General features: G+C 43.3%; 22 protein-coding genes. 12 read left to right on the top strand and 10 right to left on the bottom strand.

Annotated features, from left to right (window positions below):
- Window positions 1-232 precede the first annotated feature (232 nt).
- The 6 genes from J5X94_RS07335 to J5X94_RS07310 all read right to left on the bottom strand — a co-directional run bounded on the left by J5X94_RS07335 (window position 233) and on the right by J5X94_RS07310 (window position 6,010).
- A complete protein-coding gene (locus tag J5X94_RS07335; RefSeq protein ID WP_010199481.1) occupies window positions 233-898 on the bottom strand; it encodes a trimeric intracellular cation channel family protein in 666 nt (221 codons plus the stop codon).
- A gap of 89 nt (window positions 899-987) precedes the next feature.
- The gene (locus J5X94_RS07330) at window positions 988-1,623 is read right to left on the bottom strand and encodes a trimeric intracellular cation channel family protein (RefSeq protein WP_210540776.1); all 636 of its coding nucleotides are present in this window, start codon (window positions 1,621-1,623) and stop codon (window positions 988-990) included.
- A gap of 14 nt (window positions 1,624-1,637) precedes the next feature.
- Window positions 1,638-2,774, bottom strand: coding sequence for a multidrug resistance efflux transporter family protein (locus J5X94_RS07325; protein WP_210540775.1), 1,137 nt, complete (start codon window positions 2,772-2,774; stop codon window positions 1,638-1,640).
- A gap of 349 nt (window positions 2,775-3,123) precedes the next feature.
- Window positions 3,124-3,855 carry a 7-carboxy-7-deazaguanine synthase QueE gene (queE, locus tag J5X94_RS07320; protein ID WP_194620113.1) on the bottom strand — a complete coding sequence of 244 codons (732 nt, stop codon included), beginning with the start codon at window positions 3,853-3,855 and terminating at the stop codon, window positions 3,124-3,126.
- Between the two features lie 226 nt (window positions 3,856-4,081).
- Window positions 4,082-4,903, bottom strand: coding sequence for a 2,3,4,5-tetrahydropyridine-2,6-dicarboxylate N-succinyltransferase (gene dapD, locus J5X94_RS07315; protein ID WP_010199491.1), 822 nt, complete (start codon window positions 4,901-4,903; stop codon window positions 4,082-4,084).
- A gap of 165 nt (window positions 4,904-5,068) precedes the next feature.
- Window positions 5,069-6,010 (bottom strand): alpha/beta fold hydrolase, encoded by a 942-nt coding sequence (locus tag J5X94_RS07310; protein WP_201591679.1) that lies wholly within the window; start codon window positions 6,008-6,010, stop codon window positions 5,069-5,071.
- Between the two features lie 302 nt (window positions 6,011-6,312).
- On the opposite strand from J5X94_RS07310, the gene J5X94_RS07305 reads away from it, so the two are divergent.
- The 6 genes from J5X94_RS07305 to J5X94_RS07280 all read left to right on the top strand — a co-directional run bounded on the left by J5X94_RS07305 (window position 6,313) and on the right by J5X94_RS07280 (window position 12,090).
- Window positions 6,313-7,428 (top strand): FAD-dependent oxidoreductase, encoded by a 1,116-nt coding sequence (locus tag J5X94_RS07305; protein WP_210540774.1) that lies wholly within the window; start codon window positions 6,313-6,315, stop codon window positions 7,426-7,428.
- A 270-nt stretch (window positions 7,429-7,698) separates the two neighbouring features.
- The gene (gene arsS, locus J5X94_RS07300) at window positions 7,699-8,697 is read left to right on the top strand and encodes an arsenosugar biosynthesis radical SAM (seleno)protein ArsS (RefSeq protein ID WP_201591673.1); all 999 of its coding nucleotides are present in this window, start codon (window positions 7,699-7,701) and stop codon (window positions 8,695-8,697) included.
- Between the two features lie 12 nt (window positions 8,698-8,709).
- A complete protein-coding gene (locus tag J5X94_RS07295; RefSeq protein WP_201591655.1) occupies window positions 8,710-9,555 on the top strand; it encodes a DUF547 domain-containing protein in 846 nt (281 codons plus the stop codon).
- Between the two features lie 14 nt (window positions 9,556-9,569).
- Window positions 9,570-10,283 (top strand): TIGR04283 family arsenosugar biosynthesis glycosyltransferase, encoded by a 714-nt coding sequence (locus tag J5X94_RS07290; RefSeq protein WP_210540773.1) that lies wholly within the window; start codon window positions 9,570-9,572, stop codon window positions 10,281-10,283.
- Between the two features lie 17 nt (window positions 10,284-10,300).
- Complete coding sequence (locus tag J5X94_RS07285) at window positions 10,301-10,948, top strand: TIGR04282 family arsenosugar biosynthesis glycosyltransferase (RefSeq protein ID WP_210540772.1); 648 nt, start codon at window positions 10,301-10,303, stop codon at window positions 10,946-10,948.
- A 98-nt stretch (window positions 10,949-11,046) separates the two neighbouring features.
- The gene (locus J5X94_RS07280; protein WP_201591626.1) at window positions 11,047-12,090 is read left to right on the top strand and encodes a methyltransferase domain-containing protein; all 1,044 of its coding nucleotides are present in this window, start codon (window positions 11,047-11,049) and stop codon (window positions 12,088-12,090) included.
- A 312-nt stretch (window positions 12,091-12,402) separates the two neighbouring features.
- Here the strand turns inward: J5X94_RS07280 and mtnP are convergent, their stop codons facing one another.
- The gene (mtnP, locus tag J5X94_RS07275; RefSeq protein WP_210540771.1) at window positions 12,403-13,296 is read right to left on the bottom strand and encodes an S-methyl-5'-thioadenosine phosphorylase; all 894 of its coding nucleotides are present in this window, start codon (window positions 13,294-13,296) and stop codon (window positions 12,403-12,405) included.
- A 141-nt stretch (window positions 13,297-13,437) separates the two neighbouring features.
- The gene (locus J5X94_RS07270) at window positions 13,438-13,911 is read right to left on the bottom strand and encodes a GFA family protein (protein ID WP_210540770.1); all 474 of its coding nucleotides are present in this window, start codon (window positions 13,909-13,911) and stop codon (window positions 13,438-13,440) included.
- A 486-nt stretch (window positions 13,912-14,397) separates the two neighbouring features.
- On the opposite strand from J5X94_RS07270, the gene J5X94_RS07265 reads away from it, so the two are divergent.
- Genes J5X94_RS07265 through J5X94_RS07255 form a run of 3 tightly spaced genes read left to right on the top strand, consistent with a single transcriptional unit; the run spans window position 14,398 to window position 17,960 of the window.
- On the top strand, window positions 14,398-15,423 hold the full coding sequence (locus tag J5X94_RS07265) for a TAXI family TRAP transporter solute-binding subunit (protein WP_201591607.1): 1,026 nt from the start codon (window positions 14,398-14,400) through the stop codon (window positions 15,421-15,423).
- Window positions 15,401-15,946: a DUF1850 domain-containing protein gene (locus tag J5X94_RS07260; RefSeq protein WP_210540769.1), complete on the top strand. Its 546-nt coding sequence runs from the start codon at window positions 15,401-15,403 to the stop codon at window positions 15,944-15,946. Before J5X94_RS07265 ends, J5X94_RS07260 begins: the two co-directional genes overlap by 23 nt.
- Before the next feature lie 10 nt (window positions 15,947-15,956).
- On the top strand, window positions 15,957-17,960 hold the full coding sequence (locus J5X94_RS07255) for a TRAP transporter permease (protein WP_210540837.1): 2,004 nt from the start codon (window positions 15,957-15,959) through the stop codon (window positions 17,958-17,960).
- 144 nt (window positions 17,961-18,104) lie between these two features.
- On the opposite strand, the gene lipA is transcribed toward J5X94_RS07255, so the two are convergent.
- The gene (gene lipA, locus J5X94_RS07250; RefSeq protein ID WP_189584448.1) at window positions 18,105-19,151 is read right to left on the bottom strand and encodes a lipoyl synthase; all 1,047 of its coding nucleotides are present in this window, start codon (window positions 19,149-19,151) and stop codon (window positions 18,105-18,107) included.
- Window positions 19,152-19,519: 368 nt separating this feature from the next.
- Between lipA and acnB the strand changes: the two genes are divergently transcribed.
- From acnB to J5X94_RS07235, 3 genes are all read left to right on the top strand, one after another.
- Window positions 19,520-22,123: a bifunctional aconitate hydratase 2/2-methylisocitrate dehydratase gene (gene acnB / locus J5X94_RS07245; protein ID WP_210540768.1), complete on the top strand. Its 2,604-nt coding sequence runs from the start codon at window positions 19,520-19,522 to the stop codon at window positions 22,121-22,123.
- Between the two features lie 189 nt (window positions 22,124-22,312).
- A complete protein-coding gene (locus J5X94_RS07240) occupies window positions 22,313-23,068 on the top strand; it encodes a hypothetical protein (RefSeq protein WP_210540767.1) in 756 nt (251 codons plus the stop codon).
- Between the two features lie 230 nt (window positions 23,069-23,298).
- The gene (locus J5X94_RS07235) at window positions 23,299-23,742 is read left to right on the top strand and encodes a PACE efflux transporter (protein WP_194620095.1); all 444 of its coding nucleotides are present in this window, start codon (window positions 23,299-23,301) and stop codon (window positions 23,740-23,742) included.
- A gap of 119 nt (window positions 23,743-23,861) precedes the next feature.
- Here J5X94_RS07235 and J5X94_RS07230 read toward each other — a convergent pair whose 3' ends face one another.
- Window positions 23,862-24,659 carry an enoyl-CoA hydratase/isomerase family protein gene (locus J5X94_RS07230; RefSeq protein WP_210540766.1) on the bottom strand — a complete coding sequence of 266 codons (798 nt, stop codon included), beginning with the start codon at window positions 24,657-24,659 and terminating at the stop codon, window positions 23,862-23,864.
- Between the last annotated feature and the right edge of the window lie 227 nt (window positions 24,660-24,886).

The raw sequence follows: 24,886 nt of genomic DNA, 5'->3' as shown, positions 1-24,886 counted from the left end.
AATAATAAGGCGTCAACTGTGTTTAAGGTTGACGCTTTTTTAATATTGGCATTGTAGGGCGTGTCTTCATTTCAGAAATGGCGATAAAAATGAGATAAATTGCCGTCAAACAAGAAAAATAGCGTAGATAATATCGGGATATTAACAAGCTATTTGACGATGTTTGGCAAGATTTAGCCATTTTTAGCCCATTTAGATGACTATCGAGTGAATTGAAGACACGCCCTAGGGTTTAATACTTCCATTCAAGAGCAGGGAATTGCCAATCGTAGCGAATGGCGAGCATTCTTAACGTAAAAATCGTAGTCATGGCAGAGATGTCAGCAATCCAATCCGCTACGCCTAAATTGTGCAGGGCAAAGTATAGAATGCCGCCTGTTAAGGCTGCGGTGATATAAATCTCTTGCTGTAGCACCAGCGGAATCTCATTGCAAATCATATCGCGGATGATGCCGCCGACAATAATGGTAATCACCCCAAGCAATAAGGCCACGGGCACATTGGCGCCCATGCTATCGGCAACCTTGATACCAATCAAGGTAAAGGCTGACAGACCAATGGTATCGGAGAGCTTGAGAAATCTATCGACGCGTCTTGAATTAGGACGAAAAAATATTTGTGTCGCTAATGAGCAGAAGGTGATGACGGTCAAGTAGCTCATATCTACCATCCAAAACAGTGGATGACGATCCAAAATTACATCACGAACGGTGCCGCCGCCGATAGCGGTCACGATTGATACCAACAAGCAGCCAAAAACGTCAAATTTTTTATGTTTTGCTAAGATAGTCCCTGAGATACTACAAGCCACAATGCCGATCATGTCAAACAAGTAGAGCAAAGAACGCGGGTCGAACGTCGTGATCAGTACCGTAGGGTCCAATGCGATAGCCAACATGTGCGAATCTCAGTAAGTTTTTATGATGATTGGCTAAGCATTATAAGCGAATATAAGAGAGGTTGCTTTTTAAACAATCCAAATCCGTCTTATTTAACCAAGCGAATAGAAGGCAGGTGCCAATCAAAGCGCAACGCTAACATTCGCACTGCAAAGATAACGCCCAGCATAACAAATTCATTCAATCCGGCATCCATACCCAAACTGTCAAGCAGCAAATAAGTGACCGAGCCTACAATACTAGCAGAGATATAAATCTCGCGCTGGAGCACCAGCGGTATCTCATTACAAATAATATCACGTAGCATACCGCCAATAATGGCTGTCCAAACACCCATCATAATGGCAATCACGGGCGACATATCTTGGGTCAATGCTATTTTAAAACCAATAACGCTAAAGGCGGCTAGTCCAATGGCATCAAAGAGTTTGAGGGCGTTATCAATCTTGTGATACAGATGAAAAAATATCTGTAGGATAAGGGAGGTGACGGTGATGACAATCACATAGGTAAGGTCGGTCATCCAAAATAGCGGATGGCGATCTAGCGCCATATCGCGTAGCGTACCACCGCCAATGGCATTGACCATCGAAACTAAGATGCAACCAGCAATATCGAAGCCTTTATGTTGGGCGAGCAAAGTACCGGCGATAGCACAAGCAATCACACCAACCATATCGAGTAAATACAGCAGAATATCAGGAAAAATAAAATTATTCATCATAGCGTTATTTGGTCTCACCCATCTTTGGCAAATAGTACCAGTCCCAACATAATCAGCCCAATACCGACCAACCCCAATGTGGAAGGTATCTCGTTGTTGAGCAATAATATACCGCCTATCAAGGCAAATATCACCTCGCTGGCTTGAGTAGAATCAACGCCCGCAACCTCACTTGAGGTAACCGCTTGCTCACGTGCATACAAAAATATGGTGGTCGCTGCCACACCCGCCAATAGAGCAACGAGCAACGTATTAAATATTTGTGAGACTTGCGGTTGATCAGGGCGCACTATAATGCCTAAAAACATCCAAAAGGGCAAACTCCCGAGCGTCATTAGCCATACTTTATTAAAGGCATTTTGCAGCAACGTGGTTTCGATAGAGGGAATGCGAGCAATTAGGTTTTGTAAGGGTGATGTTGCCGTCTTACCTTTATATGCATTATCGATATCGGTAGCATCATATGTGGCAGCTGGTAAATCATAGGCTTCAGATATGAGTGGCTCATTATGATTGAGATTGTCTCGTTGAGCCTTTAACGCCGCTGCTTCTTGTAGATGAGTATTACGCTGGCGAGCATTATGAGACGCTTGCCAAATCAATTGATTGCCAATGGGATAGCTAAAAGCGGCGATGAGAGCAGGTAATGCGCCATAGAGCAGCATATCAGACATGGGGACGGCATCAGCATCGACTATGGCTGCCGCGTGCAAGCCTTCGCTGACATTGACCAGTACCACACCTATAAAGACAATAACGGCATAGACGATGAATTTTTTATCAAAACGTTGGCCAAATGCCAGTAAGACGAGCAGGCTAGTCACGACGGTAAACATAAAGGTAGCTGCTACCACCCAACCGGCGACATGGTCGGCGGCATAGCAAATACCCGTATAAAATAGCCCGAACCCGATACTGCCAGTCACGCACCAAAAACCCCAATGCTGTAGAAAAATTCTCATTAGCGCTTTGATACGACCAAAACCATGCTGCATGACAATAATAGCGGTGATAATCAACCACATAAAGACATAGCGGAGACTGGCTGACCAAAACCAGTGACCGCCTGCATCACTCATCAGCTCGTTTAAAATAAAAGTGGAACTAAAGAATGCACCTGCCAACAAGCCGAGTAAAATGAGTTTGACCATCCCTGTATCCTTACCGTTGGCTATATGTCCGTTCGTTTAGGGTCTGTTGAACATTCAAATATTAGGACTGCTGATCGCTAAAATTGCTCCAAACCTTTTATCAAATCAGGCGTAAACTGACGATAATGTCGAGACCTTAGTTAGGTTTACAACAACGTTTGGGGTGATTTTAGCATCAGCCTTTCAGGGCAGGACTATTTTTTGCCAATACATGGCGAAACTGTCTACCCTAGAATAACTAGGCGTCAAAAATTTCACTGCGTATTGTCTAAAAAATAGCCACTGCCAGTACCACATTTGAATGTTCAACAGACCCTAGTAATTTTTACCTGCTTTTTTATGTGCTTTTCTATTTACCTTTAGCATCTGCCCAAATGATTTTGTGCAATTGTAATTGAAAGCGGACAGGCAAGGCATCAGCCAGCATCCATTCAGCAAGTTCTCGTGCTAACACAGGTACGTCAGGGCTGAACTGTTCATCGATATCATCGGCGACGTTAAACATCGGAGAAAACCAAACGGTTCCGACCAATTCATTTAGCTTATGCTCGATTAGCATAGCTTGCGCCCAGTCGTAATCTTTACGGTTCATGATGACAAACTTGATTTGGTCATGCTGAGTAAGATGGTCCAAATTTGACCATAAGTTTTTATCGACCTCGCCTGAGCTTGGCGTTTTAAGATCCATCACCTTGCTGACCGCTGTTGGTACGTTTTCTACCGTGAGCGCGCCTGCGGTTTCAAGGGATATCTCATAACCATCGCTCAGCAAACGTTTCATCAATTCAATGGCATTCGGCTGCGCTAATGGCTCGCCGCCTGTCAGACAAATACGCTTGCAAGGATAACCTTTGATAGTTTCTATAATGGTCTCTAGCGACTGACGTTCGCCGCCCGTAAAGGCATATTCGGTATCACAATAGACACAGCGCAGCGGGCAGCCAGTTAGACGCACAAATATCGTCGGCAAGCCTGACGTTATCGCCTCACCTTGCAAAGAGTAAAAAATTTCAGTCAGACGTAATCCTGCTTCAGGATCAGTGACAGGAATAGCGGCGGTGCGTAATGGTGATTCACTCATAATATGTCAAATACAGTTAAAGGTTGATAAGGCGATCAGGCACTTATCAATCGTAATAAAAAAGGCAGATGGTTGTGTGGGTGTTTTTATGTTTGCATAAAGCCAAACCAACAAAGGATTATAACGTAACACCTTATATTAAGCTGCAAAAAAGATGCTGGAGTCATCCTCCAGCATCTTTATATAAAACAATATTATTTAACAACTAATGGTACGTGCTAGATATTTAGGCTAAGCGTAATAGCTCATTTACTGATGTTTTTGCACGAGTTTGCGCATCTACTTTTTTCACGATGATAGCAGCGTACAAGCTGTGTGTGCCATCTTCTGACGGTAAGCTACCCGGTACGACAACAGAACCTGCTGGTACACGGCCGCGATGAATCTCGCCAGTCTCGCGATCATAGATGCGCGTTGACTGACCGATAAACACACCCATCGAGATGACTGAGCCTTCTTCGACGATGACGCCTTCAACAATTTCAGAACGCGCACCGATAAAGCAGTTGTCTTCGATGATCGTTGGATTCGCTTGTAATGGCTCCAATACACCGCCGATACCAACGCCGCCTGATAGATGCACGTTTTTACCGATTTGGGCACATGAACCCACGGTTGCCCACGTATCGACCATCGCGCCTTGATCGACATATGCGCCGATGTTGACATACGACGGCATCAATACTGCGCCTGCCGCGATGAATGAGCCTTTACGAGCGACTGCCGGTGGTACAACGCGTACGCCTGCTTCTTTAAACTGTGCTTCAGTCCAGTTAGCAAATTTAGTTGGTACTTTGTCATAAAACTGTACATGCTCGCCAGCTGCTTGAACGTAGTTGTCGTTTAAGCGGAATGATAGTAATACCGCTTTTTTTGCCCACTGATTGACGACCCATTCGCCATCTTTCTTTTCGGCAACGCGCAAGCTACCGTTGTCTAGTTGCTCAAGGACTTGATTGATGGCATCACGTACGTCTTGTGGCATAGTGCTTGGGCTGTATTCATTGCGGTTTTCAAAGGCTTGTTCGATGGTTTGTTGTAATGACATGGATAAAAATTCCTAAGATGGATGAAAGGTAAATAAAAAGATTTTATCGTTAACTATATCGTAAAGAATCGACTAAAAATATTGCCTGCCACATTGTCGCTAATTTGGCAGCTTTTAGCAAATAAGTTGGGCGTAATGGTCATTGCTTATAATAAATAATGCCGTCTAGACCGTTGAGCTATTATCGTCTATCCATTCTAAGATATCGTGATAGACCACTTTATTAGCCTGCTCATGTAGGGGCTCATGGCGCATGTTTGGATAGAGCTTTACACTCACGTTATTAAAATTTTGTTTCTTTAGGCGGCTGACAATATTGCGAATGCCGCTGCCCATGTCACCGATGGGGTCGCTTTTTCCACTGGCAAAAAGCATCGGAAAGTCTTTGGCAATTGTCGTGGCCCAGCCTTTATGCAAGCTAGTTGCCATCAAGGTAAACAACGTCATAAAACCATTATTGGTAAAGTCAAAACCCGTGAGTGGATCGGCTTCATAAGCGGCGATATTGGCTGGGTTTTCACTGATCCAAGCAAACTGTGAATCAGAAGTACGGTTATTAAGCTTGCTGTTAAGTACCTTGTTCATTACCTTGGCAAATACGGCGTTTGGCTTTCTTGGTGCAGCTTTTGCCAATAGTTTATTGATTGGTAGTAGTACTTTGGTCAACGGGTTGGCATCAGCAGTGCCCATCAAGATAGCACCGGCAAAGTCTTGAGCATGATGTTTGAGGACATTACGAACAATAAATGAGCCCATAGAGTGTCCCATGACAAAGTGCGGCACATGAGGATGACGAGCCTTTAAGCTATCAGCCATAACGATGACGTCTTTTAACAATGACTGCACCGGATGCTCGCTGCCAAAAAACCCCAAATCAGCGTGTGTTTTTACCGTTTGACCATGACCAAGCTGATCGTAAGTTGCTACTGCAATACCATTATCAGCCAAAAACTGGGCAAAGTCCGCATAGCGACCGCTATGCTCTGACATGCCATGGACGATCAGTAGCGTGGCTGTAATCTTTTTGTCGCTATCGCGCGGCTCAAAGAAGGTATGATGCAGATAGTGGGTATTATCAGAGGAGGTGATCTGGTCAGAATTACTCATAAGCGTAGAATCCTTGCATGGTTAGAGGATAAAAACAAACTGTTTTTATGGTTTTTAAGTGTTTAACGACGAGCGCTAAACGTATTGTCAATATGGCTTTGCTAGAGAATAAGCCGTCAGTCAGGTTGTATTATCACGATAGATGATTGCTGCCACCAATTTAATCACAAAGCCTTAGTAGGTCAATATTATTTACTGAATCGTCGTTATCGTACAATAGTCTTGCTTTAAATGCTTTTAACTTATGTTTTAATTTCTATTGCCAAACCATTCAAAAACTATCAAAGACACTGAGCGATGAGATGCCCACAAAAAAAATGCCTGTAAAAAAACTGCTGTTGGCAGGTGCTGGTCATGCGCATATTGGCTTGTTGCGTCGACGCTGTATGACACCTTCCATCAAATTAGATATCACATTAATCAGCGCACAGCCGCAGTTTGTTTACTCTGGTATGTTGCCTGGTTGGATGGCGGGACACTATACTTTAGATAATATCCGTATCGATATAAAGTCACTCTGCTCTCAAGCAGGTGTGCGCTTTATTCAGCAGCCAATCACAGCAGTAGACGCTAAATCTCAGCAAGTCATGACCACTGACGATAGGCATTATAGCTATGATGTATTGTCATTAAACACCGGTGCAGATACCGATATGCGCTGGTCACATAATGCTGAGACGAGTAGCGTTATTGCTATTAGGCCATTATCAGAATTTATCACACATTGGCAGCAGATTCTGACGGATGCTCGACAATCTAAAAAGTATCAACTGGCTATCATTGGTGCTGGAGCGGCAGGGATAGAGTTGGTCATGGCTGCTCAAGTCGCGCTACAGCAAATCAATACTAACCATCAAGTGACACTGGTGTGCGGTAAGCATTTTTTATCGGGATTTAATCCGCGTTTTCAGCAGCGTGTTATGAAGCAGCTATATCGCCATGGCATTAGGATGGTTCAGGAGCGAGCAACAGATTATCGTGATGGTCAGCTGTCAACCGCTACTGATTCGTTAACGATGGATGCGGTTATCGCTGCGACTGGCGTGATGGGGTCGGCATGGACAGCCGCTACTGACTTGCAAACCATTGATAATGGTTTTATCGCTGTCAATGCCCTGCAACAGAGCATCTCCCATCCGAATGTGTTTGCTGTCGGCGATGTAGCAACGCGAGTAGATGAAGACATGGCACATTCGGGAGTTCATGCGGTACATGGCGGTGCTATAGAAGCTGATAATTTGCTAGCATATCTGAGAGGTGAGCCTATGCAGAAGTATCAGCCCAAAACACGTACGCTATATTTATTGTCTTGCGGCGATAAATACGCTATCGGCAGTTGGGGCAGATTTAGCGTACAAGGTCGCTGGGTTTGGTACCTGAAGCGACAAATCGACAAGCGCTTTATAAATGCAAAATAACCCTGTTGACCCGCTTTATAATTTACATTTGACCATGATATTTCCTTTTTAATAGAAATACTAGGGACATAATACGGTATCATTGATTAGTTAAACTGGAAAGAAAGCATAAATTGATTAGCAACTTGTCAATAATAGCTATGATTTCTATTGTGGTTTAATGATGATACTCAAGATTTTTCATTATCAATGAGTTTGTATGACTACTGAGACTGAGTCAAAACTGACTTAATCTGCTAATAAAATGCTACTGAATGGATTCAATAATTTATGAAATCTACCATTGAACTACTCGAATTTACCGATTTTCCCGCTATCAAACGCCGTCAACTGACGATATTACAAGTCAATATGGGCTACTTATGCAATATGTCTTGCGTCCATTGCCACGTGGCTGCCAGTCCTTACCGGACAGAGATGATGTCACGTGAGCTGGTTGAGATGATACCCAAAGTGCTGCAAGCGCAAAATATTGATACGCTCGATTTGACGGGCGGTGCGCCTGAGATGCATGAGGACTTTAAGTATTTGGTAAAGGCGGCTCGCGCCTTAGGTGTCAAAGTAATAGACCGCTGTAATCTGACTATCCTCATGGAAGATGGGTATGAGGATATGGCGCAGTTTTTAGCAGACAATCAAGTTGAAGTAGTGGCATCCTTACCGTGTTATTCCTTAGAAAATGTAGACAAACAGCGGGGTAAGGGCGCGTTTGATGACAGTATATTGGGACTGCAAAAGCTCAATGCCTTAGGTTATGGCAAGCCTGATTCAGATTTGACATTGAATTTGGTCTATAACCCACAAGGTGCCACGCTGCCGCCCAATCAACAGCAGCTTGAAGCGGACTATAAGCGCGAGCTAAAAGAACATTTCGAGATTGAGTTTAATCAGTTGTTCGCTTTGACCAATATGCCGATTCAGCGTTTTGGCGCGGTGCTGTTGGCCAAAAACCAATTCCACCCGTATATGGATTTGCTCAAAGAAAATTACGTGGCTGCCAACTTAGCGGAAGTCATGTGCCGCTCGACCATCAGTGTCAACTGGTTGGGTGAATTGTTCGATTGCGACTTCAATCAGCAGTTAGAGATTCCTGTACCCAATAAGTCGCGTCAGCACCTAAGCGATTTGCTGACTCAAAACCCTTCTGGTGACGTCATCGCTATTGCTGACCATTGTTATGGTTGCACAGCAGGACAGGGGAGTAGTTGCGGTGGCGCGCTAGAAGAAGAGACAGCAGACCAGACGATAGAAAACACCTCATCGATTTAAACGGAGTTACTCATGAATATTTTTGATAGCATCAGTAAGAGCACAAGCAGTTTTTCAAGCAGTCGTTTAATGATCAAAACGGCAGTGGCCACTTCTATATTATTGGCCAGTGTCGCCAGTTATGCTGATTTCAATCATAGCACTTGGGACAGCTTACTCAACAAAAACGTCACTATGACCAATGGTGGTAAAGCCTCTGTCGTTAATTATAATGGCATGAAAGCGGACAAGAGCAAGCTTGATAGCTATATGGCGGCCACTAGCAAAGTCAGCCAGTCAGAATTCAATCGCTGGAGCAAAGACGAGCAATTGGCATTTTTGATCAATGTCTATAACGCAGGTACGGTAGAGCTAGTGTTGACCAAATATCCTAGCATTAAGTCGATTAAAGATATCGGTGGGATATTTGGCTCGCCATGGAAACAAGATTTTGTCACGCTACTAGGCAAAAAGCGCTCGCTCGATGACATCGAACACAATCTAATCCGTGGCTCCAAACGCTACAATGAACCACGTATTCACTTTGCGGTGAACTGTGCTAGCATTGGCTGTCCAGCCTTGTTAGATGATGCTTTTACAGGCAGCAAGTTGGATAAGCAATTAGAGCAAGTAACCAGTAAGTTCTTAGCCGATAGCAGCCGCAATCGTCTCAAAGGAGGCACACTTGAGGTATCGCCAATTTTTAAATGGTATAAAGAAGACTTTGAGTCTAATTGGCGCGGCACCAAAGATTTAGAAGGATTTTTAGCTCGCTATAGCTCGTCTTTAAGTCTTGATAAATCGCAAACGGCTGATCTAAAAGCAGGTAAAACGAAGATTGGCTATACCGATTACAATTGGAATTTGAATAAAAAGTAAGAATACGGCCAACTATGACAGCGACGGTTTCTATCATTATTCCAGTACTCAATGAGGCAGATAATTTGCCTCATCTGTTTGCAAATATAGATAGCCTAAATCCCATACCGCAGCAAGCTATCTTGGTCGATGGCGGCTCAAACGATGACTCTATCGGCATAATGCAAAGTTTTATTAAAGAGTTAACGCTCGATAATTGTCGTAAAATTGATTGGCAAATGATTGAGTCCAGAGCAGGGCGTGCGCAGCAAATGAATGCAGGTGCAGCATTAGCAATTGGCGATATCTTGCTATTTTTACATGCAGATACGCAACTGCCAATCCAAGCTATTGCAGAAGTAACCACCGCTATAAAACACTCAGAATGGGGTCGTTTCGATGTGCAGCTGAATAGCCGTCAGCCGATGCTTTGGTTAGTAAGTCGTATGATTAACTGGCGCTCACGATTGAGCGGAATCGCTACGGGTGACCAAGCTATTTTTATCAAGCGTAAGCTTTTCGAACAAATCGGTGGTTATCCTAAACAGTCGCTGATGGAAGATGTCGAGTTATGCAAGCAGCTAAAAGGTGTCGCCAAACCTGCATGTTTGAAAAGTAAAGTCATCACCTCGGCCAGACGCTGGCAACAATATGGCACTTGGCGGACGATTGTCTTAATGTGGCATTTACGTTTTGATTATTGGCGCGGCGTGTCGGCTGATAATATTAAAGCGCGCTATTATAAATAAAAGAATAAACGCTTACCATGAATCAAAAATCACAAACTTGCATCATTCTTTTTGCCAAATTTCCCGCACAGGGTATGGCAAAGACCCGTTTGCAACCAGCGCTTGGTATTGAAGGTGCCGCGCAAATGGCACGGCAACTGCTGCTGCATAGCATAGAACAGGCCGTCGCTACTGGTTTTACGGTTGAGCTATGTGTTAGTCCTGCGCCAACTGATCCTTGCTGGCAAGCGCTTGATTTGCCTGACTCACTCCAATGGTCAGCGCAAGTGGAGGGTGACTTGGGCTTTCGTATGCTGGGAGCCAGTCAGCGAGTATTGCAACGTTTTGAAAAGGTTTTATTAATTGGTACGGATTGTCCTAGCCTCACGGCAGCGCGTATTCAACTAGCAGCACAGCAGCTAGATCAGCATGATGCGGTCATGATTCCTGCATCAGATGGTGGTTATGTGTTGCTCGGATTTAAACAAGCGGATAAAAGTCTTTTTTCAAATATCAGCTGGAGTACGGCTAGCGTGGCTGCAGTGACTAGGCAGCGCTTTGCAACATTAGGTTGGACACTCGCACTATTATCACCTTTACATGATATTGATGAGCCTGAAGATTTGCAGTATTTGCCAAATGGCTGGCTGGATTCTCACGTCAATATCAAGGTCGATGACAGCTGATAAGCGTTTTAATAAATTGGCTAAAATAGTGCGGCTATATTTATCAAAGTCATCACTAAGACTTTCAACTGGATTGTACATTCAATAAGGACATTGTTATGCAGGACGTGGTTCAGGATTATTATGGTAAACAGCTACAAAGCACTGCTGATTTAAAGACCTCGGCGTGTTGCGATATTAGTAATATGCCTGAATGGCTCAAACCGCTGCTGGCTAATATCCATGATGACGTCTTGAGTCGTTATTATGGTTGCGGATTGGTTTGTCCGGCGTTACTTGAAGGCTGCCGCATTTTAGACTTAGGAAGTGGTTCGGGCCGCGATGTCTACGCACTAGCGCAATTGGTTGGCGAGACGGGGCATGTAGTCGGTGTTGATATGACCGATGAGCAATTGGCAATCGCAAAACAGCATCAAGACTATCATGTCGACAAGTTCGGCTATGATAATGTGACTTTTATAAAAGGCTATCTTGAAAAGTTAGATGAGCTAGCGTTAGCAGATAATAGCTTTGATATTATCGTCTCAAATTGCGTCATCAATTTATCCACTGATAAAGCCGCAGTGATGGCCAGTGTGCAGCGTTTACTTAAGCCCGGTGGAGAGTTTTATTTTTCTGACGTCTATGCTGATCGCCGTATCCCGCAACACCTAATCGACGATCCTGTCCTTTATGGAGAGTGTTTGAGTGGTGCCTTGTACTGGAAGGACTTTAGCCGTTTGGCAAGAGGCGCAGGATTTTTAGACCCGCGTCTGGTCGAGGATCGCCCACTTGAGATTACTGATCCCGCATTGGCGGCTAAAATCGGTGACATTCAGTTTTTCTCTGCTACTTATCGTTTGTTTAAAATTGCCGCGCTTGAAGACGCCTGCGAAGATCATGGACAAGCAGTGATATACAAAGGATCTATTGAACAGTCACCTCATCGTTTTGATCTCGATAAGCACCATGCTATTGAGGCTGGTCGAGTATTCCCTGTCTGTGGCAATACGTTTCGAATGCTACAAGAATCTCGCTTTGCACCGCATTTTGAATTTATCGGTGATGACAGTCGCCACTACGGTATTTTTGCAGGTTGCGGCGAGCTAATGCCATTTAATCAGTCTGTAACGCTAGCATCTGAGCTGGGCGGCTGTTGTTAGTGTCAAAGCTGTGTATAGTCAGTGAAAAGTAATATCGATACATGACGTACTGCTGATATCAATTTTTCTTGCTTACTGTGCCTGCGCAGACAGAGGCTACAAAAAATTGATATCAGCAATACCGTAGCGTTTTTAGGATACTTTGACTATAGTTAGCGTACGTTGCAAATATACGAGCTAAAATCCTAAAAAAGGCCATTAATTCAAGTTAATGGCCTTTTTGTATGTGCATGTTTGTATGTGTATGGAAATTTAACACTTTGCTGTCTGTCATTATTTCAGACAAGCATCTATCGATACACTTTTAAATATTTAGTACAGTAATGCAGCAAGTCTGGTTTTGGTCTGCTCGTCCATCACGTTCACAGGCGTTACCAGTGCTTGGGCTAAGGCATTATGTGCGATTGAATCTGGCAGTTCAGCGGCAATCAGAGCGACCGCTTCCTTAATCACTTTCTGAGCATTTTCAGCATTTTTCATCAGGTTTTTTATGGCGTAATCTGCACTGACTGCTTCTTCGGTAGGATGCCAACAATCAAAATCTGTCACCAAGGCCAACGTAGCATAAGCAATGCTGGCTTCACGTGCCAGTTTGGCTTCTGGCATATTGGTCATGCCGATAATACCTGCCTGCATTTGCCGATACCACTGGGACTCTGCACGAGTTGAGAACTGTGGCCCTTCGATACAGACATAAGTTGCCTGTGAGTGACATGCTCCCTCAAAAATATCTGCTTTGTCGTAAGCTCGCTTTAGGATATCTGCTAGGGCAGGACATAGTGGATCTGCCATCGATACATGAGCGACTGCGCCTTCACCAAAAAACGTACTGACTCGCTGCTTGGTCATGTCAATCATTTGATCGGGTACGACCATATCTAGCGGCTCAATATGCTCTTGCAAAGAACCGACTGCGGATACTGATACGATATAGCGCACGCCTAATGTTTTTAGTGCATAAATATTGGCGCGATAAGGAACTTCGGACGGGATGAGTTTATGACCTTGACCATGCCGTGTCAAAAAAGCAACCGTCACACCCTCTAATTCACCAAGGACAATATCATCAGAAGGGCTACCATAAGGCGTCTGTATGGTGATATTGCGTTTATTGGTGAGTGATTGCATTTGATAGAGACCACTGCCGCCAATGATAGCAATGTCGGCAGAGTATTTTTGCGTGTTTTCTACTGCAATTGAAGTCATATCAGGTTCCAAATGATAGCTAGTAAAAGTTGTAAAAGTTGTAAAAGCTGGTATTACTCGCTTTTTCCTCAAAATATAGGCAATAACAAAGGTCTTGGTAAATGTGTTCTTAGAAAGGGTTTTACATTCTAAATATAGCCACTAACGTTTAGTGATTCTCTTATACATACCTTGAGCAAGCGCTTTAACTGTCATCGCCTGACTTTGTACAAAGCCATTGCACTTGGGCAAGTCATCATCCATATCTTGGACTCGGCGATTATAAAATAGGTGCATGCTAGGTTCAGGTAGCGCGGCGACATTAGGGAGATTTGTCGTGGGTATTAATATGAGGTTTCCGCCCACTGCTGTTTCTATACTGGGTTTATTGCAGCGCGTACACAGCCCGCGGCTAATATTTGGCGGAAGTTTCCAACGGCGGAATTTGGTTCTAATCAGGTTTAACTTACTCACATCCGATTTGAGTAAAATCGTCACATCATTATACGCTTGGCCAGTGAATTCTTGGCAAATAGTACAGTGGCAGATAAAGCGGCCAATGGGTTTATTATTGATAGTATAGGTGTTGCTAGAACAGGAGCAAGAGCCTTCCTGTGGTATAAATTCGCTGCTCATTGGTCAATCCTTATCAACAAAGTTGTTATTATTTATCATACTCAAAACATAGCACTATCTTAGCTTACTATAGTCGGTTCAAGATGATTTAGATACAATAAAGGCGTGTGAAAGTACTACAGATAGTAGACTGACCCCTTGTCCAATTTGTATAGGATTGACTGCACTATAAGTATTATTGAAGGTAATCACAAATACCCTTATTTCTGTTTGGGTAATGATAAAGGTTTACACTCGGTCTAATTTTTGTTTAAATAGTTTAACTAATGAAACTTTGTTCCGCATGGCAGAACATTCTAAATGCCTATCAATTAGACAAATTACTATTTTTGACTCAAAACGCTTTATTTGTAAGGTTTTGAGAGAAGGTAGGCTACGGTTTATTTATGACAGAAATTACTATACTATTACAGGTCTGTAACGCATTAACATTTAAATGTTGATGCCGTTAGATGTATTAAACTGATTATTTCAAGGATGAATGCAATGCTCAAATTTACAAAATCTCCGTTATTTTTATCAGCGATGTTAAGTGCCACTCTAGGCCTAACCGCATGCTCATCGCCAAGCTCAGAAAGCACTGACAGTACGGAAACAGATAGTGCTGCCACTGCTGATGCTACTGCCGCCGATAAGCTAGATACCAAATTTCTTACCATCGCCACAGGCGGGGCATCTGGTCCTTATAACATCATTGGGACGTCATTGTCCGAAATCTATGTCAAAACCTTTGGGGTCAATTCAAAGACACAAACCACGGGCGCATCAGTCGAAAACGTCAATCTATTGACCCAAGGTAAAGTCGATATGGTATTGGCGCTCAGTGATGTGGTCACGGACGCAGTCGAAGGTAAAAATAACTTTGATAAGCCGATCGCTAACATTCAACAGATTGCCGTCTTGTACCCTAATGTGGTGCAAATCGTCACCACCAAAAAATCCGGCATCAAAAGTATTGAAGACTTACGTGGCAAGCGCATCGCTGTAGGCGATCAAGGCTCTGGAACGGAAGTAAATGCGCGAACTTTATTAGAAGGGTTTGGCATCACGTATGATGATGTCACGGTCGATTATTTGGGCTTTTCTGAAGCGGCTGATGGTATGAAAGCAGGTAAAATTGAAGCGGCTTTCTTTAGCAGTGGCCTACCAAACTCTTCATTAATGGAGCTAGAGCAGGGCTTAGACTTGCAATTGATTACCATCAACCAAGACAAGCTAAAAGAAATCATTGCGACCAAGCCTTACTTCAAAACCTTTGAGATTCCTGCTGGCACGTATGGCAACGAAACTGCCATTCCAACCGCAGCAATCATGAATGCTTTGTTGGTTAGCTCTGATCTATCTGAAGCTGATGGTTATAAGTTAACCAAAACATTATTTGAGAACTTGGAAGGTCTAAAAACAGCACACCAAGCGGCAAATGATATCAGCTTAGAGACTGCCCGTGAAGGCATGGTCGCCCCAATCCATCCTGGCGCTAAAAAGTACTATGACGAACAAGCAGCCAAATAATTCATTATGGCTATCAACTGGCGCAGCATTTATTGCCGCGCTGGTTTTTTTTACGCTATGGATGGGCTTTGTTCTCCAGCCTGTGGTCGAAGTGCGGATCAAAGGGTTAGAGGGGTCTGGCGATAAGGTGTGTTACTTCGTCGAGCCTGATTTTCAGCTACGCTGGATACATTCTGTAGAAAAGCAATGGTGGGAGGAGCAATACCAACGTGAGAGCGATGGCTTGCTGCTGACCACCACGTATTTTGAAGCCTTTGGCGCAGGTACACCCTCAACCGAAGCGCTTGCTCCCATACAAAAACCTGGCTATCTGGGTTATCAAATCAATGAAAAGCTCCCTAACCTAAATTGGATCGTATCCAGACTGACCAAAGGCGAGATTGATTATGGCGACCACCGTGTTTTGATTCACCAGATGGTGCCGGACTATTCTGAAGTGGTGATCATGCCTAAGACGTATGGTTTAATTGATAGATTTAAAAAGGACTTGTGTCATGAACTCCCAAGTGACGGATCACGGTAGCGTAACTACCATGCCAGACGCTGATGTTGACAAAGATGCTGAGGCAGATGCGATCAACAAAGCGGTATTGGAAAAATATGACCGAGAGTCAATCACGCGTCATATCACCCAAGGACCAGTGAAGTATCTCATCGCTGGAATTTGTATACTCTATTCCCTTTTTCACTTATATATTACTTTTAATCCGATGCCAGCATTGCTACAACGCTCTGTACACGTGGGTGTGGGTTTTGCATTAATATTCTTGATTTTTCCTGCTAGCAAAAAAAGTAGCCGAAAAAGTGTGGCATGGTATGACTGGATTTGGTTTGCGCTGTCTTTATCTGGCATGGGCTATCTGATTTATGAGTATCAAGACATTGTGACCTCGCGTGGCGGTATGGCAAATCAGGTCGATGTGATATTTTCACTGATTACCGTGGTCTGTGTACTAGAAGGCAGTCGCCGAATCACTGGTTGGATTTTGCCGATATTAGCAGGGATATTTTTGGCGTATCCGTTTGTCAGTCATTTGGACTTTATGCCTGATAGATTATTAACTCGTCCTTATGACATGGGTGATATCTTTGGTCAATTGTTTCTAAAAACGGAAGGCTTATATTCGGTTGCGATTGGTGCGTCGGTTACTTTTATTTTCTTGTTCATTCTCTTTGGTGCGTTCTTAGCACGCTCAGGAATGGGACAGTTATTTAATGATTTGGCGCTGGCCATCGCTGGTCACAAAAAGGGTGGGCCTGCAAAAGTAGCGGTCATCTCTAGTGGTTTTATGGGCAGTATTAATGGCTCTGCGTTATCGAACGTGGTCAGTACTGGTGCCTTTACCATTCCGTTGATGAAAAAGGTTGGCTACCACAAAGATTTCGCTGGTGCAGTTGAGGCGAGTGCCTCTGTTGGCGGGCAGATATTGCCACCGATTATGGGCGCGAGTGCGTTCATTATGGCAGAGACCACAGGCTTACCTTATAGTACGATTGCGTTGGCAGCATTACTACCAGCGATTTTGTATTACTTGGGCGTCATTGCGCAGGTGCATTTTCGCGCTGGACGTCGTGACTTAAAAGGCATTGCTAAAGAAAACTTGCCAGCGGTAAAAGAGGTGCTAAAAGCGCGCGGTCATATGCTATTACCGATTGTCTTTTTGGTTTTCTTATTAATCAGAAATGTCCCTGTCGGTTATGCAGCTGCTTATACCATTGGTTTTACGGTTGTAGTCAGTATGCTGCGAAAAGAGACTAGAATGGGCTTGTCCGACATTTTGGGGGCATTAGAAGATGGCGCTCGCCAATCGCTTGCCGTGATGGCTGCTTGTGCGGTCGTCGGTATTATCATCGGGGTCGTGAGTTTGACCAGCTTTGGTACGGTCATGACGTCATCTATCGTAACGCTAGGCGCAGGGTCATTATTCTTTACACTTATTTTAACGATGCTTGCCTCAATGGTCTTAGGCATGGGGCTACCGTCTATTCCTGCTTATATCATTACCGCGACGATGGCAGCTCCTGCACTAGCTGGCTTTGATATTCCGATTTTATCAGCGCATATGTTTGTTTTCTACTTTGGTATCTTTGCCAATATCACACCGCCTGTATGTCTGGCAGCCTTTGCTGGTGCGGGTATATCCGGTGGCGATCCGATGAAAACAGGATTCTTGTCGCTAAAATTAGCTTTGGCTGGATTCATCGTGCCGTTTATGTTTATCTACAATCCAACGATGTTGATGATAGATCCAACGGGTCTGGCAGTTACGGCTAAAGATTTCCCACTGCCGCCTATTATCGATATCATCACGGTGGTAGTGACTTCAGTGACGGGTGTCATCGCGTTAAGCTCGGCACTCGAAGGATACTTCAGAGGCGGTATGAATACACTGACTCGTATCATCTTGGCTATTGGTGCTTTACTATTGATTTATCCTGAGATTACCACTGGTATCGCAGGTGGGATTATTGTCCTTGGTATTGCTATGTTGAATATAAAAACGAACGGAAAGCCAACACCAACTTTAACTGTTTAAAGCGTTGGCTTTGAAGGCTTTACAAGTTTATTAAAGTCACAAAAAAAGGGTGAATAACAAATCTGTTATTCACCCTTTTTCTATTCTTAGGAGATGTCTTAGCAATTATCTTAGCGACTATTCTCACATCACTTTATTGCTAAATTAGCAGCCAAGTTTGCCTTCAGCTTCTAATGCTTTTTTGCTGCGAATTGGTGCAGGGCAATCTTCGCCATAGTATTGACGATCTGCAAAATAGCTTGAGCGTACCATTGGGCCTGCCCAAATGCTAAAGAAGCCAATTTTTTTGCCGTAGTCCATATAGCGTTGGAACTCATCTGGATGAACATAACGATCAACGGGCGCATGATTTTTACTAGGCTGTAGATACTGACCAACCGTAATCATGTCTACGTCATGGGCTTTTAGATCATCAAGTAGTGCATAAATCTCTTCTTCAGTTTCACCAAGGCCGACCATAAAGCCACATTTGGTAGCGATGTCCGGACGACGCTCTTTATACAGCTTGAGCAAGTCTAAGGAATGCTGATAATCAGAACCCGGACGGAACGCTTTATATAGGCGTGGCACGGTTTCGATATTGTGGTTAAAGACATCTGGCGGCGTTTCAGTTAGCAAGTCTAATGCCACTTCCATACGACCACGGAAATCAGGAACCAATATCTCAATCAAGCAATTTGGGCTGAGCGCTCTGGCTTCATTAAGCACTTCAACAAAATGAGCGGCACCGCCATCTTTTAAATCATCGCGATCGACTGAGGTAATAACCGCATACTTCAGTTTTAGACCTAAGATCGTCTCAGCCGTATGACGAGGTTCGTCGGCATCGAGATTGTTAGGGCGACCATGTCCGACATCACAGAATGGACAGCGACGGGTACAGATATCACCCATAATCATAAAGGTGGCCGTACCATCAGCGAAGCACTGTGGTAAGTTTGGACAAGCCGCTTCTTCACAGACGGTATAGAGCTTTTGCTCACGTAGCGTTGCTTTGATGCGAGCCACTTCAGCAGGTGATGACATTTTGACCCGAATCCAATCTGGCTTTTTCTTCGCCTCGATGGTCGGGATCACTTTAATTGGGATACGTGCAACTTTATCGTAGCCACGTAGTTTTTCTCCCTGAACTGCTTTTTTAGGTTTAGCTTTGGCAGCAGGAACGTGTGTTTGTACGGCTAATGAGCTCATAGTCTTATCCTAAACCCTGATAATCCTAAACCTTTGTAGGATAAGGGTTTTGTTTATTATTTTCTAAGAATAGGTCGTAAAATTCGTATAGGGATTATAGCAAATCTCAGTCTAAATTTCATCCAACCGTTTTATAATACTGTTATTGATTTTTCAGCATTGAAACAGGCCAAGTAACCGTATAAAAATACCTTATATTTTTTTAATAAATATTGACTATGGAGGCGGGAAACCGCTTTGCTGGTTAACATTTTGCCCATTTTAAGCTATATTAGCGGGGATAATTATTCCATTTGGTACATAGGCGCAGGCTGTCATGCTGACTACCCACGTATTGTGCTAATTCCCAACTAACGAGGACGACTATTGTGTTAGAAGCTTATCGTAAACATGTCGAAGAACGTGCTGAGCTAGGAACGGTTCCGCTACCACTGAACGAAAAACAAGTAGCAGAGTTGGTTGAACTTTTAAAAACGCCACCTGCAGGCGAAGATGCGTTCTTGATGAACTTGCTAGAAAACCGTATTCCTGCTGGTGTTGACCAAGCGGCTTACGTTAAAGCGGCATTTTTAGCGGCGATCCTTAAAGGTGAAACATCTTCACCGCTTATCACCAAGCAAAAAGCCGTTGAAATTCTAGGCACCATGCAAGGTGGTTACAACGTGCAGCCATTGGTTGCTGCATTAGATGATAAAGAAGTTGCACAAGACGCAGCTGAAGCATTGAAAAAGACGTTGCTAGTATTTGATGCGTTCAATGACGTGACTGAAAAAGCAGAAGCTGGCAATACCATCGCAAAAGAAGTTGTTCAATCTTGGGCTGACGCTGAATGGTTCTTGAACCGTGCTGCCGTACCAGAAAAGACCACTTATACAACGTTCAAAGTAACTGGCGAAACGAATACCGATGACTTGTCACCTGCGCAAGATGCATGGAGTCGTCCAGACATCCCATTGCATTCACTAGCCATGCACAAAAACTCTCGTGACGGCATCAATGCTGATGACGAAGGCGTTGTTGGCCCGATGAAGCAAATCGAAGAGCTGAAAAAAATAGGCCATCAATTGGCTTATGTTGGTGATGTCGTCGGTACAGGTTCTAGCCGTAAGTCTGCAACCAACTCAGTATTATGGTTAATGGGTGATGATATCCCTAACGTGCCAAATAAACGTGGTGGCGGTCTAGTACTCGGTAACAATATCGCGCCTATCTTCTTTAACACCATGGAAGATTCTGGCGCATTGCCAATCGAAAAAGTGAATGTTGATAACCTAAACATGGGTGATGTATTTGACATCTATCCGTACGAAGGCAAAATCACTAAGCATGACTCTGATGAAGTATTGTCTACGTTCAAGCTAAACTCACCAACTTTGCTTGATGAAGTTCGCGCTGGCGGCCGTATTCCATTGATCGTTGGTCGTGGTTTGACCAACCGTGCTCGTGAATATATGGGTCTTGGTCATTCAGACATCTTTGCTAAGCCAGAAGAGCCAGTGGATACTGGTAAAGGCTTCACCTTAGCGCAAAAAATGGTTGGTAAAGCTTGTGGTCTAGAGGGCGTACGTCCTGGCATGTACTGTGAGCCTAAAATGACTACCGTAGGAAGTCAGGATACCACTGGTCCAATGACGCGTGATGAGCTAAAAGATTTGGCTTGCCTAGGTTTCCAAGCGGATCTAGTGATGCAGTCATTCTGCCATACAGCTGCTTATCCAAAGCCAGTTGACGTTGAGACTCAGCACACACTACCTGACTTCATCATGAACCGTGGCGGCGTAAGCTTACGTCCGGGCGATGGTATTATCCACTCATGGTTGAACCGTATGCTACTTCCAGATACCGTTGGTACTGGTGGTGATTCACATACGCGTTTCCCAATGGGTATCTCGTTCCCAGCGGGTTCTGGTCTGGTTGCATTCGCAGCAGCGACTGGTGTTATGCCACTTGATATGCCTGAGTCTGTCCGTGTACGCTTCGTTGGCGAACGTCAGCCTGGTATCACGCTACGTGACTTAGTGCATGCGATTCCTTATCAAGCCATCAAAGAAGGTCTATTGACTGTCGACAAGAAAGGTAAAATCAACGAGTTCAACGGCCGTATTCTTGAAATCGAAGGTCTAGAAGACTTGACTGCTGAGCAGGCGTTTGAGCTATCTGATGCCTCAGCTGAGCGTAGTGCTGCTGGTTGTACGATTACTCTATCTGAAGCGTCAGTGACTGAGTACCTAAACTCAAACATCACGCTACTTAAATGGATGATCTCAGAAGGCTATGGCGATGCGCGTACGATCAGCCGTCGTGTTGAGCAGATGCAAGAATGGTTGGCTAACCCAAGCCTGATGCGTGCTGATGACGATGCTGAGTACACGATCGATATGACTATCGATATGAGCACGATTAAAGAGCCAATTCTTTGCTGCCCGAATGATCCAGATGATGCTAAGACATTAGCTGACGTCGCTGGTGATACCATTGATGAAGTATTCATTGGTTCATGTATGACCAACATCGGTCATTTCCGTGCCGCTGGTAAACTGCTACAAGATGTACCAGCAGGTAGCTTAAAAACTCGTCTATGGATTGCGCCACCAACGAAGATGGATGCGCGTCAATTGATGGAAGAAGGCTATTACAACATCTACGCTCAAGCCGGCGCTCGTACTGAGATGCCAGGTTGTTCACTATGTATGGGTAACCAAGCACGTATCGCACCGAAGTCTACTGCGGTATCGACCTCAACTCGTAACTTCCCGAACCGTCTAGGTCAAGGCGCTAACGTATACCTAGCTTCTGCAGAGCTTGCAGCAGTCGCAGCGGTACTTGGTAAATTGCCAACGAACGACGAATATCAGCAGTATGCTGGCATGCTTGATAGCATGGGCGAGGAAGTGTATCAGTACATGAACTTCGACCGTATGACTGATTATACTGAAGAAGCTGATAAAATTAACGTTGCTCAGTTGACTTAGTTGTTAATAAAAACGTTAAGATATCTATAAAAAACCCCGTATCGTCATGATGCGGGGTTTTTTGTTTTCAATATCAATAATACATTCAACTATAATCACGACAGGAGTTGTCGCAATAGACATACGTCTGTATTCAAAACTCTTAAAATATATGTATAATCGAGAAATAAAACTATTGTAGGAATTAAAATGAATTTTTCGATAGAAATATTATTAGGATTTTTAGCAGTAATAGCTGCTATTACTGTACCACTCATTATCTATTTCCTGCAAAAAAGTAAAAAGAAACTAGCTTATGAAGTTGTTTCAAATACACAGTTAGTTGGAGTTAAAAGTGAGGTTCAAAATAAAATTAAAATATATTATGAAGATAAGCTTGTTGAAAATGTACATTTAGTATCAATTGGGCTTATTAATAGTGGTAATCAACCTATTTCAATAGAGGATTTTGCTAGACCAATTAATATAAAACTCGGTAGTAATACAAATATTTTGACGTGTGAAGTGTTAGAGAAAAATCCGAAAGACTTAGATATAGTTATTTCGAAAATGCAAAACAGCGTCAAAATTCAGCCACTATTACTTAATCCAAATGACAGCTTTACTCTGAATATCCTTCTAAGTGATTATAGGGGAGGCTTAGAAATTTCTGCTAGAGTTAGAGGAATCAGCAACATTAAAGTTTATAAAGAGCCTGAGTCTATAAAAAGCATATTATTATTTTTACTATTCGTTTTACTATTAATTTTAAACTTTTTTAACGCTGTATCTAAAAATAAAATTGGAAGTTTTTTTGGTATAGATGGTCAGAATCTAATATTGATACTTATGGGTCCTATTATCATATTTATGTGCTATACATTGATAAGTATTTTGTATCAAGCTACTAAGGATTTTCTTGTAAGAAAAGTTAAAGAGATTTATTCTGAAGAAAGTAAGGAATGATCTATCTATAAAATATTAGGTATTTCTCTAGATAGGATTTATATAAATTTTTTACACTTCAAAGTGCTTTATTGAGTCTCTTACTACGATAAGTGTACTGGCTGATTTTTCCAGTTATCTTCTGTATAATAAAGGGGCAGGCGGAAACCGTGGCTCTGCACTCAATCTATCTTTTTTCTCTCGGGACGGACCGATACTTTGATATGCACTTAGGTGCTTTGGAGTCTTGGTTGATTACTTTATCCCCACTCAAACGTCGTATCGTCTACGTGATTGTGTTTGAGATTATCGCAATTATTTCCTCCACCTTTGTATTGATGAAACTAAGCAATAGCGATGCAGCAGACTCTCTACCCGTCGCGATGATGGTATCTCTGGCTGCAATCATTTGGAACTTTGTATACAACACGGCTTTTGAGACTTGGGAGGAGCGCAGGCAGATAGCAGAGCGCACGCTGCTGATTCGTAGTGTCCATGCATTGATATTTGAAATCGGTTTGGTTTTGATCTGTTTGCCGTTATATATGTTTTGGTATCAGGTTGGTTTGCTCCAAGCATTTATAATGGAAGCCGCTTTACTCGTATTTTTCTTGATTTATAATTTTGTGTTTACCTTTATCTTTGACAAGGTATTTACCTTACCTTATCACTATAAGTCAGCATCTGCTTCTTAACCACAGACATAAACGAAAAAAGGGCTACCATATTGGCAGCCCTTTTTTTGATGCTATGGATAGTGAATTATCTGGTTAAGAATAGGTTCAGCCGCCAAATTGAACAGCCTATTACCCAGTTATTTTCCCTGATAAACTGGCTTGCGCTTTTCCATAAAAGCGGTAATGCCTTCTTTAAAGTCATCGGTGACTGCCATCGTATTTTGTTGTTCAACTTCCATATCAAGCGCTTCATTGAGACCAGAAAAAGCGTGAACATTAATCATATGCTTCATTGACGCCAATGCTTTACCCGGTAATTGACTCAAACGAGTGGCAAGAGCCTGCACGCTTGCGTCTAATTCATCTGCGCTGACGACACTATTTACTAAGTCTAAACGTGCCACATCGTCTGCTTTGAGCTTATCACCTAGCATCACCAGCTCAGTGGTCTTGGCAGCACCGATTAATTGATTTAGTAGATAAATACCACCAGCATCTGGAATCAGACCGATATTGACAAAGGCTTGGACGAATTTTGCATTGTCAGCGGCGATACGGAAATCGCAAGTTAGTGCCAGATTCATGCCCGCACCAGCGACCGCACCTTCCAATTTAGCAATAATTGGCTTGTGAATATTACGCAGCTTTAAACTCACTTCAGCGACTTCACGTAGCATAAAATCAAGCTTTGCGACTAATGCCTCAGACTCCATACCGTTCTCTAGCATTTCACCGATATGACCACCACTAGAAAAATTATTATTTGACCCTTGTAGCACAATCACGCGTACGTCTGCGTCTTTATCCGCTTTGTCAAGCGCATCTATCATTGCGTTTTTTAATGGCGTGCTAAAGGCATTCAGGGTCTTAGGATCGTTCATGGTGATGGTAGCGATATGATTTTCGCTTTGATACTCGACTAGAGATGGTGACATCTTGGCTTTCCTTAGTTAAATTAGCTGGGTAATAGAGGATTTAAAATAGAAGCTGAGCAGGTTTTGTAACAAATAATTCACTATTGATTACTATAGCAGCTTGCTATGATTATAAAAGCAGGTTTTGTGGGCGCTTAGGACAAATCGATAGTATGGTTTAATTTATCTCGCTGTGCTAATTCCTTAGGAGGCCCCGATAAAAACGGCCCATTCAAAAATAAGACTGT

The sequence above is a fragment of the Psychrobacter sp. K31L genome (genome assembly GCF_017942195.1).
Classification (GTDB): Bacteria; Pseudomonadota; Gammaproteobacteria; order Pseudomonadales; family Moraxellaceae; genus Psychrobacter; species Psychrobacter glaciei.
Note: the sequence above shows the minus strand (reverse complement) of the source record. Positions and strands in the feature narration are given on the sequence as shown.

Bases quoted from the DNA above. Each gene is read 5' to 3' on its own strand.
- J5X94_RS07335 (WP_010199481.1), bottom strand. From the start codon at position 898: ATGTTGGCTATCGCATTGGACCCTACGGTACTGATCACGACGTTCGAC.
- J5X94_RS07330 (WP_210540776.1), bottom strand. From the start codon at position 1,623: ATGATGAATAATTTTATTTTTCCTGATATTCTGCTGTATTTACTCGAT.
- J5X94_RS07325 (WP_210540775.1), bottom strand. From the start codon at position 2,774: ATGGTCAAACTCATTTTACTCGGCTTGTTGGCAGGTGCATTCTTTAGT.
- queE (WP_194620113.1), bottom strand. From the start codon at position 3,855: ATGAGTGAATCACCATTACGCACCGCCGCTATTCCTGTCACTGATCCT.
- dapD (WP_010199491.1), bottom strand. From the start codon at position 4,903: ATGTCATTACAACAAACCATCGAACAAGCCTTTGAAAACCGCAATGAA.
- J5X94_RS07310 (WP_201591679.1), bottom strand. From the start codon at position 6,010: ATGAGTAATTCTGACCAGATCACCTCCTCTGATAATACCCACTATCTG.
- J5X94_RS07305 (WP_210540774.1), top strand. From the start codon at position 6,313: ATGCCCACAAAAAAAATGCCTGTAAAAAAACTGCTGTTGGCAGGTGCT.
- arsS (WP_201591673.1), top strand. From the start codon at position 7,699: ATGAAATCTACCATTGAACTACTCGAATTTACCGATTTTCCCGCTATC.
- J5X94_RS07295 (WP_201591655.1), top strand. From the start codon at position 8,710: ATGAATATTTTTGATAGCATCAGTAAGAGCACAAGCAGTTTTTCAAGC.
- J5X94_RS07290 (WP_210540773.1), top strand. From the start codon at position 9,570: ATGACAGCGACGGTTTCTATCATTATTCCAGTACTCAATGAGGCAGAT.
- J5X94_RS07285 (WP_210540772.1), top strand. From the start codon at position 10,301: ATGAATCAAAAATCACAAACTTGCATCATTCTTTTTGCCAAATTTCCC.
- J5X94_RS07280 (WP_201591626.1), top strand. From the start codon at position 11,047: ATGCAGGACGTGGTTCAGGATTATTATGGTAAACAGCTACAAAGCACT.
- mtnP (WP_210540771.1), bottom strand. From the start codon at position 13,296: ATGACTTCAATTGCAGTAGAAAACACGCAAAAATACTCTGCCGACATT.
- J5X94_RS07270 (WP_210540770.1), bottom strand. From the start codon at position 13,911: ATGAGCAGCGAATTTATACCACAGGAAGGCTCTTGCTCCTGTTCTAGC.
- J5X94_RS07265 (WP_201591607.1), top strand. From the start codon at position 14,398: ATGCTCAAATTTACAAAATCTCCGTTATTTTTATCAGCGATGTTAAGT.
- J5X94_RS07260 (WP_210540769.1), top strand. From the start codon at position 15,401: ATGACGAACAAGCAGCCAAATAATTCATTATGGCTATCAACTGGCGCA.
- J5X94_RS07255 (WP_210540837.1), top strand. From the start codon at position 15,957: ATGCCAGACGCTGATGTTGACAAAGATGCTGAGGCAGATGCGATCAAC.
- lipA (WP_189584448.1), bottom strand. From the start codon at position 19,151: ATGAGCTCATTAGCCGTACAAACACACGTTCCTGCTGCCAAAGCTAAA.
- J5X94_RS07240 (WP_210540767.1), top strand. From the start codon at position 22,313: ATGAATTTTTCGATAGAAATATTATTAGGATTTTTAGCAGTAATAGCT.
- J5X94_RS07230 (WP_210540766.1), bottom strand. From the start codon at position 24,659: ATGTCACCATCTCTAGTCGAGTATCAAAGCGAAAATCATATCGCTACC.